We start from the raw sequence: 15,425 nt of genomic DNA, 5'->3' as shown, positions 1-15,425 counted from the left end.
ACACCTTCGTGCCCGCGCCCTGGAACCCAACCTGTGCCCGATACCCCATGAGAGTTCGCCTTGCAGATCATCGACCTTGCAGAACAGACCCGCTTCCTCGGCCAGGTGGCCCCCACTCTGAAGGCCCTGCGCGAGGAGGTGGAGAGCGTGAGGGCGGGAGAGATAGCCAAACCCCTTCGCGAGATCGGGCCGACCGCCGTCCGCGTACAGGACTTCGCGATGCAGTGCACCCAGCAGGCCCTCACGCTGTCGACCAGCCAGTACGCCGCCATGAAGGACGGCCACGAGAACCTCGCCGAACTCGTCGAAGCCACAACCCAGATATCTCTCGCCGCCACCCTGTGCACGTTCGCCATCCACCGCCGCACCGAAGTCCTGCTGTACGACGACGCTGATGAGACCCCCGCGGCGAGCCGCAGCAGGCTGAGCGAGGCCACCGAGGAACTGGATCGAGCGGCGAAGACGTACCACCGGCTGGCACAGCGCCTGTCCCATCGCCTGGCCTCGTTCGCCGCGCGACGCGAGGACCAACAGCTGATCGCCCAGGCAGCGGGTAGTCCCAGCGTGACCACCACGCCGAAGGAGCATGCGGCACGGCCTGAAGTCCTCGGTCCGCCAGCAGGCGTCGCGGCACCTCACCCCACCGACACGGCACCCGCAGCCTCGCCGCCCGCACCGCGAAGCCCGGGGCGCAGGTGACCGACTTCGCCCCCACCGACCGCGTCCTCGTCTCCCCCCGCTACCTGGCCGGCGCGGGTACCGACAAGATCCCCGACGTCATCGGGCCGCTCGTCCACCTCTTCGACTGGCGGGCAGAACAGAACCCGCAGCAGGTGAGGCTTACCCATCCGCAGGGCACAGCAGCGCTGGAGTTCACCCCCGAGAGCCCCGACGGCCTGTGGTGGAAGATAGAGAACGTCGAGCCCCACTGGCAGATCCAGATCAGCCGCCAGGCCCCGATCGAGGCGGTATCGGCCGTCGCCCAGAGCCTGCCGCAGCTCCTCGGCGACCACCGTCACGCCGGACAGATCTCCATCACCACGCTCTCGCTCCGCGAGATCGCCGTCACCAACCGGTGGGTCCGCGCGCCCGACAACAGCGCCTACAGCTCCCCGGACAGCCACTGCTCGGTGCACCACCGCCCCCGCCCCGGCGTCGGCTGGTCCTTCGAGCACTCGGTCTACGACGGGTTCGACACGCACTGGAGCGCCACCTTCACCGACGCCGTGCCCGCGCCGCTGGTCGCCCAGTTCTTCTCCCACCTGGCGTCCAGCACGCCCGTGGAGCGCCAGTACCGCGAGATCCCCTTCCTCTCCCGCGACCTGAGCGCCGCGATCATCACGCCCGCCCACTCCGCAAGCCTCGGCGCCCACGTACACCACGCACTCGCCCAGATCCCTCAGCCCCGCCCACCCGCGGCACCGCCCCGCCGTCCCTGATCGGACCACCAGAAGCGGCTACGCCTGATTGACGACTGCCCCCGCTACCGCACCGAAGAGCACCGCACGACGCTAACCATCCGCCCCCTTGGAGTACCCCTGAGTCCGCCCCCGGCCGAAGCCTCCCCCGCCAGTGCGCCCACCCCTTTCGACATCGCGCGCGCCCTGGCCACACACATCTCGACCACCCCGCCACCCCCGCCCCACGCCGTCACCTACAACCTCAATCTGACGCGCAACGCCGCACCCCGCTACGGATACCGAAGCACCGGCGGCTCCGTACTCGCCCTCGCCAACTCCCTGCACGCCCAGCTGTACGGCCTGCCGATCGAACGTCCCGCGCTGCCGAGCGCTCTGGACGAGCTGCTCCAGGCCACGGGGATCGACGACGACCAGGACCTCGTCCTCGAACAGGTCGCCGCGCAGATGGATGCCGCCGTCGCACTCATCCAGCGGGCCCGGTACACCCACAGCCACAAGCTGCCGGATCACGTGGCCATCCGCCTCGCCATGGTGGAAAACCGTGCCCAGCACATGACCGCTGAGCTGCGCGAGTTGGCACCGTCCCTCAAGACCGGAAAGCCCGCCACCCCGCTCCAGGCCGTCCGTCTGCCGCCCAGCCCCTCCGCAACGTCAGGGCCTACACGGCACTGACCCGGCAGCCCCAGCCACAGGCCGCAGCCTGCGCCCCTGACCCGATCCGGGACCCCGTCCCTGAAGGGTTCATCCGCCCATGACCGACGACGTCCTCTTCTCCCTCCCCGACGAGCCCGCACCGGCCGCGACCGCCCCTCCGTCACGCTCCGAACCCACGCCGCCCGCCTCCGCACCCGTCCCGCCAACACGTCCTGATCCCGCGCCGCCCGTGGCCTCCGCGCCCGTCCCGCCCGAACCCTCCTTCCAGAGACCACCCTCGCCGATCGTGCGTCTACTCGCCCTCGCCGACCAGTTCACGCAGTACAACGACCACCTCGCCCGACTCCGCCCGGCCTACGGTGCGGCCCGCGGGCACACCTCCGCCACGTTCCTCGTGAGCGCCTGCACCGAAGCGGTCCAGGCCATCCAGGACCAGCCGATACCCGCGACCGTCGCAGTCACGGACGCCGCGATCCGGATCAAGCAACTCGCCTACCTGACCGCAGGAGCAGCCCGTCACCTCGCCGAGGCCAAGGACCTTCTCGGCGCCCCGGCATCGGGGTCGGACCAGGAACGCGGGACCCAGGAGATCAACCGGCAGATAGCGCTCGCGCAGGAGCTGACGGCACTGGGGCCGGCTGCGGCGCTGGAGGCAGCGACCGCCGTCGCCCTGGAGATGCACCGCAGCAGCCTCACCGGTGCCACGGCAGCAGGCTGCCTGACCCCCGCCGAGCGGACCGCGCTGTATGCCGCCGCCCGCGGTCACCTCGCAATCGGCCGGAGTGGAGGCCGCGAACACATCCACAGCCGATCACGCACCGTACACATCGACACCGTGCTCGCCCTGGAGCACCAGGGCTTGACCGCACGTGAACCCGCCTCCGCTCCACCGGCGTTCGACGGCGGCCCTCCCCAGGACCGCGTCCGCCTCACCCTCAGCGGTGCGATGGCCGTCGCCGCCCAGCTCGGCCGCGCCCCCCACGCCCCCGCGCTGACCACAACTCCGTTGCCAGGCAACGGCGTCACCGCAACACCAGCCCGAACTCGCTGACCAACCCCCTTCCTCTCCGCGCCCCACGCCCTCCCCGCCCGGGACGTGCCCCCTCACCCCCAAGGACCCGCCATCCCCACCACCTCCACGTCCCCCCGGACACCACCCACCGCCACCTCGCCGGGATCTGCCGCCGCAGCCAATTCCCCCGCCAAGCGCATCCTGTCGCTGGGCGCCAGCGTCCAAAGCTCCGTCCTGCTCTGCCTGTCCGCGAAGGGAATCCTTCCCCGCGTCGATGTGGCGATCTTCGCCGACACCGGCTGGGAGCCGAAGCCTGAGCCGGTCCGCGACGACTTCGGTCTGACAGCGTGAGGGAGCTCGTCGTCGACTTGTTCGCCGGCCCCGGGGGCTGGAGCCACGCACTGCACGTGCTCGGCGTGCGGGACGTCGGCCTGGAGTGGGACGAGTGGGCGTGCAAAACGCGTGCCCGTGCTGGGCAGTTGACGATCCGCACCGATGTGGCCATGTACCCGGTGTGGCCGATGGTCGGCCGCACCCATGGGTTCATAGCGAGTCCGCCCTGCCAGGCCTGGTCGATGGCCGGCAAGCGGCTCGGCCTGGTCGACCAGCCTCTCGTCCACCAGGCTGTCGCCGACCTCGCCGCCGGGCGGGATACCCGGGCGAAGCTGCTGACCGCCTGCAAGGATCCCCGGAGCCTGCTGGCCGCGGAGCCGATGCGCTACCTCCACGCCCTGCACTCGGTGGGCGAGCCGGAGTGGATCGCCATGGAGGAGGTCCCCGACGTCCTGCCGCTGTGGCGGCAGTACGCCGTGATCCTTCGGGGCTGGGGCTTCTCGGTCTGGACCGGGATCCTCAACGCTGCGGACTACGGCGTGCCGCAGACGAGGAAGCGGGCGATCCTGATCGCTTCGCAAACCCGCACGGCGGAGCCCCCGCCGCCCACCCATGCCCAAGCGGCGGAACCCGAAGGCCTGTTCGGTCCGGGCCGGGCGAAGTGGGTGTCCATGGCCGAGGCCCTCGGCTGGGGCGCCACCGACCGGCCCGTCCCGACGGTCTGCGCCGGTGGCGGGCCCGGCGGCGGGCCCGAGCCCTTCCCTTCCGGGGCCCGCAAGACGCTCACCGATGCCCGAGACCGCGGCACCTGGAAGCCCCCCGGCCCGCGCCCCGCCTCCCAGCGCACACGGCTCCGCCCGGCTCGCTCCACCACCCCCGCCTGCACGTGCGGGAAGCACCCCTGGGCCTGGTCGCTGCGCAGCAACAACCAAGCCAACGCCACCATCCGGCCCGTGAACGAGCCGGCCGGGACCCTGTTCTTCGGCCATCGCGCAAACGAGTGCATGTGGGTCGCCGAACCGCGCTCGCCTGATACCGCCTCCCAGGGTGCTGCTCCGGAATCGATCCGGATCACCGCCACCGAAGCCGGAATCCTGCAGAGCTTCCCGGCCGACTACCCCTGGGCCGGCAACAAAGGCCAGCAGTTCTCGCAGATCGGCAACGCCGTCCCACCGCTCCTCGCGGGCCACCTGCTGGCCCCGCACCTCGGCAAGACCCTCACCCGCTCCGACTTCACCCTGGCCGTCTGATGCCCAACCCTCACACACCCACAAGGGAGTTCGCTCTGGAGGAGCCGCCTGCGGACCCGCCCGTCCGGTACGCCGAGCAGGCCCTCCTCGGAGCACTCCTTCTCGAACCGCTACGAATCAAGACGCTCGGTCTGCTCAGCCCCGAGCACTTCAGTGTCGCGATGCACGGGGCTTTGTTCGCGGAGATGCGCGCACTCACCCCTCCGGCCCCGAAAATCCATGCCCGGGAACCGGTGTGGATCACCGCCCTTCTTGACCGTGCCCGGCCCCGCGCCCGCGGACTGACCGCCTCCTACCTGCACACCCTGGCCGACTCGTGCCCCGAACCCAGCCACGCCCCGGCCTACGCCCAGATGATTGTGGCCAACCGGACCCGCCTCACCATCCGAGCCGCCGCCCAGCGCCTCATCCAGGCGGCCACCGACCCGGTACTGCCGGACCCCGCCGCCCACGTCCTGGACCGCACCGACGCGGTCGCCGCCGTCCTCGACGACCTGAGTGGGCTCTTCCCCTCCCACCCGGGCTCGCTCCCCCGCACCGTGCTGCTGGACCCACCGACCCCGGACACCGGGACCGAGGCCGCCGGCGAGGAGCAGCTGCTCCTGTCGACGGTGGCCGCGCGCCCCGCGTGCCTGCCCGAGATGAGGTGGCTGCGGCCCGAGGACTTCACCGTCCCGCTGCACGGCGTCCTTTACCGCTGCATAGCCTCCCTGGCCTACCGGGGCGATCCGATCGACGCAGTGACGGTGCTCTGGGAGGCCCAGCACCACGGCCTCCTCGCCTCCGGGGCAACAGCCAGCGACGTGCTGGATCTGCTCGCCACCCCGGCCGGGTCCCCGGAGCACTGGGGCGAGCAGATCCTGCAGCGCGCCCTCCTCCACCACGCGCACACGACCGGCCTGCACATCCACGCCTACACCGACGACCCCGCGAACACCCCGCACCAGCTGATCACCGGCAGCCGCCGCGCGCTCGCCGACCTCGGCGCCGTCCGGGCCCGATGGCAGCACGCCACCCGCCCGCCGACCTCCAGCCCCCCGCGTACCAAGCCCGCCCCAGCATCGCGCGCCGGGCCGCCCGCCCCGCGCGTAACCCCGGCCGCGGTGTCCACGCGGGCCTCCCGATAGCCCACCCCCGAACGGGCCCGGCCAGCAGCACGCCGGCCGGGCCCCGGAATCGAGTCCCATGCCCCAGCCCGGCCTCGCCGAAGCCCACATCCTCCTCGCCCGCCACCCCGACCACAGCAGCGCCGTGACCGCCACCCTCACCGGCCCCGAGTCCAGTCGACACCTCGCGGAAGCCGTCCTGACCAACCGCGGCTTCCGCTGGGTCGACCGCATGACCCTCGTCCTGGCCCGCATCGACCACGAGGAGCCCTACTACGCCGACCAGGCCGCGCGGGCTCTGCGCGACGAGGGTGCGACAGTGGAGATCGCCCCGTCGCTCCAGGAGGAGATCGACACCGAGTGGACGTACGGCAACTACCCGATGCCCTACCTGGATCGGGACGAGATCCGTGAGGTCAGCGCCGAAGCCCAGCGGATCCATGACGACATCGCCTCCGGCCGCCTCACCATCCACCTCCATGCCCGAGACGGATGGACCACCGTCGCCGTCGGCACCTACCGGGACGGCAAGAGCGTCTACCTCCATGGCGAGGACTATCTCCGCCAGGAGGTCACGGACTACGAATCCGAGGCGGAGGCCGTGGCGGACTTCCTGCGCCAGCACTCCGTCGCTGTCCGCCCCGGGCCGCCCCCCTCACCGACATCGAGCGCGCCGCCGCCGAAGCACTCACCACGCCGCCCTCCAAGGGGCCTGCACCTACCCCGGCCCAGAGCGTCGCGCCCAGCGAGCCGACGCCGGAAGCAGTGCCCGTGTACGCCGCCGACCCCGGCGACCACGAAGCCCTCCTGGTCGACTTCTTCGCCAAGCACGAGGAATGGGAAAAGTGGCGGCCTCACGACGAGACCACCATCGCCAGCCACGAGTCCCTGACCCTGCGCGTCGAGTTCCTCCATCAGGCACGGCATGGCGACAACGCCTGGACGATCGCCGCCTACGAGTCCCCCGTCGGCGAGCGCCTGTGGCACGCCTCCGCCACCCCCACGACCCCCGTCGAGATCATGCGCACCGTGCTGGAGAGCCTCAGTACCGAGGACGCCTGGGGGCAGGGCACCGAGACCCCGGTGAAGGAAGAACGCCTCGCCGAAGCGTCCCGTCCACTGGAGGACGTCGGCTGGCCCCTGGATGTCGGATCCCGATTGATCGACTGGACGGCCCCCACCACCGAAATCGGGGCGGGCCTGCGATTCGACACCTTCGTCCAGCAGGGAAGCGTCCTGCCGGCCTGGACCGTCTGGGGCGGCAACACAGCCGACAGTCCCACCTGGGCCATCCGCCTCTCCACACACGCGCCCACCGCACTCATCCAGGACATCACCTTCGAACTCGCCTACGCCCAGGGCCATCGACAGCCCCGCCACACCGCCGCAACCGCGCCCCACCTGCCGGTGCAGGCCACCGTCGCCCGCCCCGCGGCATCGGCGACCCGGACCGCGCCCAGGCGCTGAACTCCCTGCCACGCCGGGGCCCGTCGGACCCGGGGCACGGGCCTCTCCCCGGTCAGTGGCACAGTGAACCGGTGATCCCCTCCCCCTTCGCCGATGTCCCACCCCTCCTGTACACCGACAGCGTGGACATACCCGTGCTGTTCCGTGACAGTCCGGCGGCGCGGCCCTTCAAGCAGTGGCGAACCGCAAAGCCGTCCCCATGGCCCTCGACCGCCGGATTCCCGGCGAAGAACGGCTGGTACCTGCCCACCACCACCTGGCGGGAGATCCTCAAGGCCGCCACCGAGGTGGGCCGGGACATCACCCCCAACCTGCTGCGAATGCCCCAGCTGGCCGGCAGCGAGCTCGTCGCTCGCGTCGCCCCCTTGTACGCCTACCTCGGCACCCACAGCGTCGACACCAAGCACCCCCTGCCGGGCAGTAAGGGCCGGCGCCTGACCGTGAACCCGGTCTACGAGTACGGCACCGAGCGCTCCGCGAAGAACGCCCTCGGCTACCGCCTGGGCATGACCATGGCCGAGTGGGCGACCCGCTCGCTGATGGGACTGGGCCAGACCCTGCACATCGAGGACGGCGGCCCCATCCCCGCCCTCCGGGACAAGTTCGTCACTCCGTCCGCGAAGCTGCCGGACCTGTGGGGCCTGCACGAGGCCGAGAACCTGTACTGGATGATCGAGGCCAAGGGCGGCAACGTCCGCAGCCCGCGGCTCTGGGAAGGCTGGAAGCAGCTCCAGGGCGGAACGAAGGTCCTCCACGAGTACGCCCACCGGCGGATCCTCGTCGGGGCCAGCGTCCAGCCCCAGGGCGACCTGTTCCTCACCGTCGACCACGACCACCACCCCGGCAAGGAACCGCTCCAGCCCGCCGCCGGCCCCACATGGCCCCAACCACCGGGGTCCCCGGAGGACCACCTCGGCGACAGCGACGACGCCCTCATGGGCACGGCACGCGCGCAGATGCTGGTGTACCTCGCACTCAGCGGCGCCCAGCCTTCCCGGCTCAAAACCGTGGCCCTGCCCGCCGACCGCACAAGCCGCCGCAGGGGCCCCCGCGGAGTGACCACGCCTCTGGAGCACGACCCGGACGCCCAGGCGATGCGCAGCGCCGTCCGGACGGAGACCTCCGACAGCGACCAGTCCAGCCGCCGGGGGTACGCCCAAGCCCTCGGTCTCGACGACTTCCTGACCTACCGCGTCCCCGGAACCGAACTACGGCTGGGCATGTCCCGCCAGCTCTTCGCCGCCTGCGCCCAGCTCCACCACGAGGACCAGCTGATCGCCGAGCGAACCCCCGGCATGCGGGCCGAAGACGTCCGGGCCGACGAGCCCGTCAGCGAGGAAGCGGAAGAGCGTCGGCGGCACAGCCAACGGCGGGTCTTCCGGGAGCAGCAAGACGAGCAGCGGGCCCGGATCGAGCCCCGGGTCCGTGCGGCCTTCGAGTACGGAAGGGAACGTCCCTGGCGAGAACTGCTGCACACCCAGAACGATCCGCGCCTCGACCTCGACGAAGACCCCGGCCTCCTCGAAGCCGCGACAGCGGAGACCTATCTCGCCATCCGCGAGGACGATCTCCCCCACCACGGGCGTTGACCGGCCGTCGTTCCGTCGCCTGCCGAAGTCCGATGCCATAGGGGAGGCCCCGCGTACGGGGGATAACGCGGGGCCACTCACCAGACCCTAGCCTCCGACGCACCGCGCGGGGGCGCCCATCCCGACCCCGGGCACTGGGCGCGGCGGAACATAGCAGCGGATCCCCGGTCAGCCAAACCGGGGAATCGCCGGATCATTGGAAATCCACCGCCACCCATGTCCGAACCGTCGAGAGGCACCGTCACGAACCCAGTCGGCCAGCCCGCGTCAAACCCCTTCGACGCCCGTGGCCAGACCCCGGACACCGGGCCATCACGCCAGCGCGTAGCTCTGCCGGAAGTAGTCGGCGGCGCGCTCCAGGTCCCGCTCGGATTGGAGCGTCAGCTCCAGGTCGCCGGTGCCGTGGTGGCCGAGCCCCGTCACGTCCCGCGCGAAGCCGGGCACGAGGTCGACCGTCGCCGGGTCGGCCTTCAGATAGACCAGCAGTTTGGCCTTCTTCGGCGGGACCAGGCAGGCATAGTTCTGCATCCGCCGGTAGGCCGTGTAGGTCTGGTTCGAGACCTTGGTGAGGTCCTCTCCAAGCCCGAGCAGCACCTCGTCGACCGCTGTGGCCAACTCCGCCATGGCCCCGGCAGCCGACGCGGTCCGCTGCGCCTTCGCCGTACCCCGGGTCCGACTCCCGGCCCTCGGCGCCGCAGCGCGGCCAGCGAAGGAGGCCACCGTCTCAAGGCCGACGTGCTCGCTGCCGAAGTACCGGTAGCGGACCAGGTCGATCGCGTGCCGGTGCTCGCGGACGGCGTGGATGTCGTAGCGGGTGAAGTCGCCGGCCACGCAGATCAGCCTCGGTGCGCTCCAGAGCACCTGGGCCGCGGCGTGCACCCCGAGCCGGTCGCGGACCAGGTGCCGGAACGAATCCCGGTGGTCGAGCAACCAGGCCATGTAGAAGAGCCCCTGGTTTACGACTCCTGCGTCGGTGCCACGCTTGTACTCGACGATCACCGGTGCGCCGTTCTCGTCGATGCCCAGCGAGTCGATCCGGCCGCCGTGAACCGGTCCGGTGCTGTACTCGCTCGCCAGGAACCGGACGCCGAGCATGGTCTGCATGTGCGCCTCGACGAGGTCCTGCACATCAGCCTCGGCCTCGGCCAGACGCGGCGCGACCTCGGTCACGCCGCTTTTCGTGTTGAACAGCTTCAGGCCCGACACCTCCCCCTTCTTGACTCTGCCCTCTGCAACAGCGGACGGGTCAAGATTGTTTCCAGGAGGGTCTTCGGACTCGTGGGGACCGTGTGAGAGGCTACGTCCGGCGACTGGGGCGGTTCCCGTCCCAGATCCCACATGCGTCCCACGCTTCCCCTGATCAAACGTCAGGAGAGCGCGTTTCCGCAGGTCAGCCCCCGTAGCTCAGTGGATAGAGCACGCGCCTTCTAAGCACCCGCTCTACGATCCAAGATCCACCCAGGAGCAGGGCGCCACCTCCCATGCTCTGCTACCGCCCAGTGGGCGCGCACGGGTGTCGCGGCCGTTCCGGAACTTCGGCGCGGAGGTGGCCGTCTCCTCGTCCCTCGAAGCCTCAGCCACGTCGCCCGAGGCCGAGGAGCCCGCCCAGGAGGCTGCCATCGGCCATCAGACTGTGGGTGGCGGTGTGACCCGTCGTGGCGGTTGCGGCGTTGGCGTAGCGGCGGGCCAGGTGTGCGAAGGCGAGCCCGCCGGAGAGACACTGTCCACCGAGGACATCGCCCGGCCTCAGACAGACACATCGCAACAGACGGCAGACGATGACCTGACGGCAACCCCCGACTACGAGGGGGCAGCACCCCGGACCAGAATCACGGACGAGGCCGGAAACGAGTCCGAGCCCGTAGCCGGCGAACAGGTCGAGTCCGAGCAGGAGCCCGATACCACCCCGCTTCTAGCGACCCAGGAAGCTGAAGAGCTCCGTACCCGGTGGCAGGAGATCCAGCAGGGGTTCGGTCGACGACCCGAAGCAGCGGTGCTCGCGGCAGACGGGCTCGTCGCCGAGGTGATGCAGCTGCCCGCCACCACATTCGCCGACCACAAGCAGGGACTCGAAAGCCAATGGCATCGCGGCGAGGAGGTCGCCACCGAGGACCTGCGCCTGGCACTGCGCCAATACCGATCCTTCTTCGACCGCCTACTCGGCACCTGACCACCGGCCCGAACCCGCGACGAATACCCGGCGGTTCACAACGAAGCACCGGCCAGTGTCTCCCTCACGCAGAGAGGATCGCGTGGGCAGGCACCAGCCGGTACAGCTACAGAGCCGTCACATGGGGTCGACGTCCCCGAGGCCCCGCTCGCTCTCCTTCTTGCTCTGGTCCATGATCCGGCGGGCCTTGTCCTTCAGCCGCTGACGCTCCGCCGGGTGAAGCAGCCGCTGTACCACCCGAAGACGAAGAGTCGGTTGGGCGTCCTGCGGAGCTCGGCCAGAGCGTTGCCTTGCCGCTCACCCGAGGAGGTCACGACGGCGCTGCCCGGCCGCTGTCACGCCACCTACGCCGACGCGGGGGCTGGGGAAGTTGGGCTGTTTTCTCAACGAGGACTGCAACCAGCAAGGCGGAGGCAGCAGTTCGGGGCCGGCCACCACCTCAAGGGCCCACCGCCTCCCTTCCTCATGACAGGAGTTGGCGCGCGAGAGAGTCCGCGGCCCATCGTTGCCACCGCTCTGGCGTCCAGTGGCGGTCGGTCACCAGCAGGGCGTACGTCTCGGGGCCGAGCAGCGTCATGGCGATGTCGGCGGCCGACGCAGCGTCGTGGCCGTCACGCAGGCCACCGGGGGTCTTGGCCTCCAATGCCTGGGCGAAGTGGAGTTGGACCGTGTGCCGCTGGCGGAGATTGGTCCGCCACAGCTCGGCGAGCTCGGGTTCGGCAGCAGCGGCGCCGCGTACGACCTCCAGGACCGGCGCGGCTCGCTCCAGGATGCGGCGCGCACCTGCGGCCTGAAGGCGGAGTTGCGACTCTGGGTCGGGTTCGGCAAGGAGTTCACGTGCCCACGGGCGGTCGAGGGTGGCGACCGGATCCGCGTCGCCGGCGACGGCGGTGTCCAGAAGCTCCCTGAGCAGGGCGCGCTTGTTCCCGAAGGTGAAGTACACGGTCTGTACGCCGACCTCTGCTGTGCGGGCGATCTCGTCGATGGTCGTGCCCGCCCAGCCCCGTTCGGTGAACAGCCGTCCTGCGGCGTCGATCATCCGCAGTCGGGTCCGCCGGGCTTTCTCCGCCCTGGTCAATGGCTCGGCCATGGAATCCACCCCTCCTCTTTGACTGTAGTACGACTACAGTTTAGCTCACTGGAGTATGACTACAGTCAATTCAGGTGCCGCAGGACGGGTTCTCGTCGTCGGCGGATACGGAGCCGTCGGTGCGACGGTGACCAGCACGCTCGCCAAGTGGTTTCCCGGTCGCGTTGTCCCCTCGGGGCGGGATGAAGTAAGGGCGCGGCGGCTCGGTGGGGTGCGCGTGGACGCCGGCGACCCGGCTGGCTTCCGGCAGGTGCTGGACGAGCTGGGCGATGTGAGCGTCGTTGCGCTGTGCGTCGAGCCGGAGGATGCGGGGCTTGCCCGGATCTGTCTCGAACGCGGAATCCACCTCGTGGACGTCGGAGCGACTCACCGGCTGCTCGAGGAGGTGACGGAGCTGCACGGGCTGGCGGCCGCGGCCGGGGCCACGGCCGTGCTCAGCGTCGGTGTCGCCCCCGGGCTGACCAACCTCCTCGCCTGGCGCGTCAACGACGCCGTCGGTGGTGCCGAGCGGATCGACCTGACCGTGTTGCTCGGCGCGGGAGAGCGGCACGGCACGGACGCCGTGCGGTGGACGGTCGCCGGCCTGGGCAAGCCCGTCACGGCCCGCGCGCAGCGGCTGACCCTGCCCGGGTTCGGCGTGCGGACCGCCCACCCGTTCCCGTTCTCCGACCAGTACACCCTGCGGCGCACCCTCGGTGTCCCGGAAGTGACCACGCGGCTCTGCCTGGACTCCCGGCCGCTGACCGCCGCACTGTTCGCACTACGCCGGGCAGGACTACTTCGCGGCGTTCGCGGAGCACGCCAACGGCAGCTGCTGACCAGGGTCTTCAGCCGCGCCCACCTCGGCGACGACGGCTTCGCGGTACGGGCTGACGCCTACCGCGGCGAACGCCACGCGACCCTGGCCCTCACCGGTCAGGGGCAGAGCCGTGCGACCGGCCTGGTGGCCGCCCACGCCATCCGCACCCTCTTCACGCATGGTGTGCCCGCTGGGGTCCACCACCTCGAACAGCTGACGGCGCTGGCCGATCTGCCTGAACAACTGGCCGCCCACGGCATCACAGCAGCCTGCTGACGCCAAGACAATGCGTGCATCCGGCACTGGTCCCCAAACCTGGGCCCCAGCTCCGATGCGGTCGCTGGATTTCCTCGCTCATTCGGAGGCGAGGTAGCGCCTTCGACGAAGCCGGACTGCGTCCTACGGCCGGGATCACACCGGGGCCCTGCCGGCGCACCGCAACGCTGCGATCAGCGACCTGTTGGAAGGTCGCGCCACAGGGTGGGCGGCCTCTACGCAGTGCAGGCCCTCACCTGAGCCGGGGCTCGGGCGAGGGCCTGCGTACCGCCGATCGTGTCAGTGGTAGGCGTGGGCGACGGCGAGGCCTTTGCCGCGGCCGATCATCCACTTGTTCACCGGCGTGGTGATCAGGAAGGCGACGGCGAAGCCGCCGAGGAGCGCGTACCAAGACATTCCTTCGCTCAGGTGGGCGTCCATCGCGCCCGGGACGAGGGCAATGATGCCGTTGTCCACGGCCTCCATGACGGCGTGGAGACGGCGTCGGCGGCTAGCGTGACCTTGATCGCCGTCTTCCAGTCGAGGTCGGCCTCGCAGACGGCGCAGAGGGTGAAGGAGTAGCCGAAGCAAAAGGCCAGCGCGATCGCCAGGACCATGGTTGGGGTGTTGTGCCAGGCCAGATCCGTGCCGATGACCATGCCGAGGATCTCGCCGATGGCACAGTCGGTGAGGCAGTGGCGAGGATGCGGTAGACGGTGGCGACCGAGGGGCGCTTGCCCTGGCTCTGGTGGGCAATCGCCTCAGGCACCTTCAGTACCGGCCCGACATTCTCGACGGCTTCACAGCAGGCATGGGCCTCGCCCTCGACGCCCCGACGTCTGCCTGACAAGCCGAAGTCGGTTTTCCTGCTCGGTGGGCTGGTCGTCTCGACCGCCGCCGCCCTCGAAGACGACCGCAGCCCGGCTCCGAGCCACGGGACCAGCCAGCACGGTGCAGCCCACACCGTGGGACGCCTCGCAGACGCATCCACACCTGGTGTTATCTTCCTCCCAGTCCAGGTGGGGACGCCCCTGTTGGCATTCCCGCTACCAAGCCCTCCTATGGTCGTGAAGCGTGATCTCAGGCAAGGTCCTTCGCGACCATCACACGGGAGCGTTGCTGCGGGCAACGCTCCTCGCGGTGGTGCTTGCCGTATTCGCGATGCACGTCCTGGCCTCACATCAGCAAGTCCATAGCGGGCACGCCACCGAGTTCGCGCTCATCGACGCAGTGGACAAGGCTCAGCACGCTCACTCCGACGTCGCCCCCGGGGACGCCACCAAAACACCGGCCAGCCCGGACGGCGAATCCCCCTGCCATCACGGCGGAGTCGGAGAGAGCTGCCTGGCGCTGCTGTGCATCGTCGCCGCCCTGTTCACGTTCGTCCTCAGGCGCGGAGGCTCCAACCGCGTCCTGCGCCGATGGGCAACACGCGCGCTTCCCTGGATCAGCCGAACCGGCGACCCACCGTGCCTGCACCGACTTTCGATCCTGCGCTGCTGAGAACTGCACCAGCGTGACGCCGCACCACTGGTGCCGGCGCGCTTCTGCCTGCTCTCACACAGCAAGATCTGAAAGGCCTTACCCGCATGACCACCGTTCTCAAGCCCGAGCTCAACCAAACTCCCGCTTCGAACCACCGCCGCCCCACCCTCGACAAGAAGTCACTCCCGGCTCGCTACAGCGGCCAGATGCTCTACTTCTTGGGCGCCGCCCTCATCGCCGGCGCCGTCGTCCACTACCCGATCAATCCGTCGCTGTACGCGATCATCTGCGTCGTCGGCGCCTTCGTGTTCCTCCTCGGCACCATCGTCAACGAGTTCGTGCTGGCAGACGAGCGTCCGGCGCTGAGCCAGGCAATCTCGCTGGTCGCGTTCTCCCTGCTGCTGTCCTTCGGTGTCGGCCTGGTCGGCGGCGGCATCCAGCACTTCGAGCAGTTCCCCGAGCGCAGCGCCTGGATGACCCCCATCGGCCTGCTCATGTCGTATGTCGCGTTCGTCGCCAAGGACTCCAAGGGCCGCTGGCGGCACCTCGTCACCCCGTTCGCGGCCGGCGTCGTCGTCCTCGCAGCCCTCGCCTGGCTGGGCATGACCGCCCTCGCCGGCACCATCAGCTCCGATGGCCACAGCCACGACCACGGCTCCACGACCCAGACGCCCACAGAGCCGGACCAGGCTCCCGTCAAGCAGGACCAGCCGACCGAGGCACCCGCCGAGCCGGCAAAGGATGGCCATACGTCCCATAGCCACTGACCCCGGTCCCGCACCTCGTAGCCGTTC

17 protein-coding genes and 2 pseudogenes are annotated in these 15,425 nt (G+C 70.2%); 15 read left to right on the top strand and 4 right to left on the bottom strand.

The window, feature by feature from the left end; translation table 11 throughout:
- Positions 1 to 60: 60 nt before the first annotated feature.
- From OG764_RS29785 to OG764_RS29740, 10 genes are all read left to right on the top strand, one after another.
- On the top strand, positions 61 to 699 hold the full coding sequence (locus tag OG764_RS29785; protein WP_266440372.1) for a hypothetical protein: 639 nt from the start codon (positions 61 to 63) through the stop codon (positions 697 to 699).
- Positions 696 to 1,439, top strand: a complete 744-nt coding sequence (locus OG764_RS29780; protein WP_328971505.1) for a DUF317 domain-containing protein — start codon at positions 696 to 698, stop codon at positions 1,437 to 1,439. Before OG764_RS29785 ends, OG764_RS29780 begins: the two co-directional genes overlap by 4 nt.
- Before the next feature lie 426 nt (positions 1,440 to 1,865).
- The gene (locus tag OG764_RS29775) at positions 1,866 to 2,093 is read left to right on the top strand and encodes a hypothetical protein (protein WP_328971504.1); all 228 of its coding nucleotides are present in this window, start codon (positions 1,866 to 1,868) and stop codon (positions 2,091 to 2,093) included.
- A 79-nt stretch (positions 2,094 to 2,172) separates the two neighbouring features.
- Positions 2,173 to 3,126, top strand: coding sequence for a hypothetical protein (locus OG764_RS29770; RefSeq protein WP_328971503.1), 954 nt, complete (start codon positions 2,173 to 2,175; stop codon positions 3,124 to 3,126).
- Positions 3,127 to 3,171: 45 nt separating this feature from the next.
- On the top strand, positions 3,172 to 3,438 hold the full coding sequence (locus OG764_RS29765) for a hypothetical protein (RefSeq protein ID WP_328973307.1): 267 nt from the start codon (positions 3,172 to 3,174) through the stop codon (positions 3,436 to 3,438).
- Positions 3,435 to 4,670 carry a DNA cytosine methyltransferase gene (locus OG764_RS29760; protein ID WP_328971502.1) on the top strand — a complete coding sequence of 412 codons (1,236 nt, stop codon included), beginning with the start codon at positions 3,435 to 3,437 and terminating at the stop codon, positions 4,668 to 4,670. The genes OG764_RS29765 and OG764_RS29760 overlap by 4 nt, the downstream gene beginning before the upstream one ends.
- Positions 4,670 to 5,797 (top strand): DnaB-like helicase N-terminal domain-containing protein, encoded by a 1,128-nt coding sequence (locus OG764_RS29755; RefSeq protein ID WP_328971501.1) that lies wholly within the window; start codon positions 4,670 to 4,672, stop codon positions 5,795 to 5,797. The genes OG764_RS29760 and OG764_RS29755 overlap by 1 nt, the downstream gene beginning before the upstream one ends.
- A 58-nt stretch (positions 5,798 to 5,855) precedes the next feature.
- On the top strand, positions 5,856 to 6,668 hold the full coding sequence (locus OG764_RS29750; protein ID WP_328971500.1) for a hypothetical protein: 813 nt from the start codon (positions 5,856 to 5,858) through the stop codon (positions 6,666 to 6,668).
- Entirely contained in the window at positions 6,584 to 7,243 is a 660-nt protein-coding gene (locus OG764_RS29745; protein ID WP_328973225.1) for a DUF317 domain-containing protein, read from the top strand. Before OG764_RS29750 ends, OG764_RS29745 begins: the two co-directional genes overlap by 85 nt.
- A gap of 71 nt (positions 7,244 to 7,314) precedes the next feature.
- Entirely contained in the window at positions 7,315 to 8,832 is a 1,518-nt protein-coding gene (locus tag OG764_RS29740; RefSeq protein ID WP_328971499.1) for a gamma-glutamyltransferase, read from the top strand.
- A gap of 312 nt (positions 8,833 to 9,144) precedes the next feature.
- On the opposite strand, the gene OG764_RS29735 is transcribed toward OG764_RS29740, so the two are convergent.
- A complete protein-coding gene (locus OG764_RS29735) occupies positions 9,145 to 10,038 on the bottom strand; it encodes an endonuclease NucS domain-containing protein (protein ID WP_328971498.1) in 894 nt (297 codons plus the stop codon).
- A 307-nt stretch (positions 10,039 to 10,345) separates the two neighbouring features.
- On the opposite strand from OG764_RS29735, the gene OG764_RS29730 reads away from it, so the two are divergent.
- Entirely contained in the window at positions 10,346 to 11,002 is a 657-nt protein-coding gene (locus tag OG764_RS29730) for a hypothetical protein (protein WP_328971497.1), read from the top strand.
- 117 nt (positions 11,003 to 11,119) lie between these two features.
- Here OG764_RS29730 and OG764_RS29725 read toward each other — a convergent pair whose 3' ends face one another.
- Together OG764_RS29725 and OG764_RS29720 are read right to left on the bottom strand one after the other, a co-directional pair.
- Positions 11,120 to 11,239, bottom strand: coding sequence for a DUF6381 family protein (locus OG764_RS29725; protein WP_328971496.1), 120 nt, complete (start codon positions 11,237 to 11,239; stop codon positions 11,120 to 11,122).
- A 226-nt stretch (positions 11,240 to 11,465) separates the two neighbouring features.
- Positions 11,466 to 12,092, bottom strand: a complete 627-nt coding sequence (locus OG764_RS29720; RefSeq protein WP_328971495.1) for a TetR/AcrR family transcriptional regulator — start codon at positions 12,090 to 12,092, stop codon at positions 11,466 to 11,468.
- Positions 12,093 to 12,147: 55 nt separating this feature from the next.
- Between OG764_RS29720 and OG764_RS29715 the strand changes: the two genes are divergently transcribed.
- Positions 12,148 to 13,167, top strand: a complete 1,020-nt coding sequence (locus OG764_RS29715) for a saccharopine dehydrogenase NADP-binding domain-containing protein (RefSeq protein WP_328971494.1) — start codon at positions 12,148 to 12,150, stop codon at positions 13,165 to 13,167.
- Positions 13,168 to 13,446: 279 nt separating this feature from the next.
- On the opposite strand, the pseudogene OG764_RS29710 reads toward OG764_RS29715, so the two are convergent.
- Positions 13,447 to 13,844, bottom strand: a pseudogene (locus OG764_RS29710) (DUF4396 domain-containing protein); the annotation flags it as partial.
- A gap of 47 nt (positions 13,845 to 13,891) precedes the next feature.
- Here OG764_RS29710 and OG764_RS41790 point away from each other — a divergent pair.
- From OG764_RS41790 to OG764_RS29700, 3 genes and pseudogenes are all read left to right on the top strand, one after another.
- A pseudogene (locus OG764_RS41790) lies at positions 13,892 to 13,993 on the top strand (transposase); the annotation flags it as partial.
- 227 nt (positions 13,994 to 14,220) lie between these two features.
- On the top strand, positions 14,221 to 14,649 hold the full coding sequence (locus OG764_RS29705) for a DUF6153 family protein (protein ID WP_328971493.1): 429 nt from the start codon (positions 14,221 to 14,223) through the stop codon (positions 14,647 to 14,649).
- Between the two features lie 86 nt (positions 14,650 to 14,735).
- On the top strand, positions 14,736 to 15,398 hold the full coding sequence (locus OG764_RS29700) for a hypothetical protein (RefSeq protein WP_328971492.1): 663 nt from the start codon (positions 14,736 to 14,738) through the stop codon (positions 15,396 to 15,398).
- The last annotated feature ends 27 nt before the right edge of the window (positions 15,399 to 15,425 follow it).

This window comes from Streptomyces sp. NBC_00239, assembly GCF_036194065.1.
Taxonomy (GTDB): Bacteria; Actinomycetota; Actinomycetes; order Streptomycetales; family Streptomycetaceae; genus Streptomyces.
This window is presented reverse-complemented; position numbering and strand designations above follow the sequence as displayed.

Bases quoted from the DNA above. Each gene is read 5' to 3' on its own strand.
- OG764_RS29700 (WP_328971492.1), top strand. From the start codon at position 14,736: ATGACCACCGTTCTCAAGCCCGAGCTCAACCAAACTCCCGCTTCGAAC.
- OG764_RS29770 (WP_328971503.1), top strand. From the start codon at position 2,173: ATGACCGACGACGTCCTCTTCTCCCTCCCCGACGAGCCCGCACCGGCC.
- OG764_RS29720 (WP_328971495.1), bottom strand. From the start codon at position 12,092: ATGGCCGAGCCATTGACCAGGGCGGAGAAAGCCCGGCGGACCCGACTG.
- OG764_RS29775 (WP_328971504.1), top strand. From the start codon at position 1,866: ATGGATGCCGCCGTCGCACTCATCCAGCGGGCCCGGTACACCCACAGC.
- OG764_RS29750 (WP_328971500.1), top strand. From the start codon at position 5,856: ATGCCCCAGCCCGGCCTCGCCGAAGCCCACATCCTCCTCGCCCGCCAC.
- OG764_RS29755 (WP_328971501.1), top strand. From the start codon at position 4,670: ATGCCCAACCCTCACACACCCACAAGGGAGTTCGCTCTGGAGGAGCCG.
- OG764_RS29715 (WP_328971494.1), top strand. From the start codon at position 12,148: ATGACTACAGTCAATTCAGGTGCCGCAGGACGGGTTCTCGTCGTCGGC.